2 tRNA genes are annotated in these 675 nt (G+C 42.7%); both read left to right on the top strand.

What is annotated here, in order from left to right:
- The first annotated feature begins 53 nt into the window (after positions 1 to 53).
- Positions 54 to 130 (top strand) — tRNA-Ile (locus H5202_RS23580).
- A 151-nt stretch (positions 131 to 281) separates the two neighbouring features.
- Positions 282 to 357 (top strand) — tRNA-Ala (locus H5202_RS23585).
- Positions 358 to 675 lie beyond the last annotated feature (318 nt).

The raw sequence follows: 675 nt of genomic DNA on the forward strand, positions 1-675 counted from the left end.
ATGCATGTGAGTGTTCACACAGATTACTTGATAGAAGAAAGAGAAATTACGTTGGGTCTGTAGCTCAGCTGGTTAGAGCGCACCCCTGATAAGGGTGAGGTCGGTGGTTCAAGTCCACTCTGACCCACCAATCTTTCCTACTCTGCGTTGGATGATAACTCGTTTAGTAAAAGTAAACTAAACGTCGCTATCAACCACCTTGATTAGAAACGATTGGCAAGCCAAATTTTTTGGTAAGACCTTCATTGAAGGTAAACGTAAAATCTCAACTGCATGTAAATGGGGCTATAGCTCAGCTGGGAGAGCGCCTGCCTTGCACGCAGGAGGTCTGCGGTTCGATCCCGCATAGCTCCACCATTTACATGCAATTGGTCAGAGATGCCAAAGATAAACGAAATTTTATCTTTGGCTTTTTTAAGCCCGCTCTTTAACAATTTGGAAAGCTGATAGTACTAACTAAAGGCGCATAAATGATGATTCGTTGTCGTTTGTGTGATTACGTTAGTGCGAAAAACGTTAATGCGAAAGCATTAACACTTGAGTTCTCAATACACTGTTTAAGTGTCTTGAATATTCTAAAAAACTAAGGCGAGTCCACTTCCTGGTCGGAGGTGAGACAAGTAAAAACCAGCTGGTCACAATGTGGCTCGAATGGTTCACGCAAGTGAAACTCAT

Origin of the sequence: Shewanella sp. SG41-4 (assembly GCF_014164505.1) — a bacterium.
GTDB lineage: Bacteria > Pseudomonadota > Gammaproteobacteria > Enterobacterales > Shewanellaceae > Shewanella.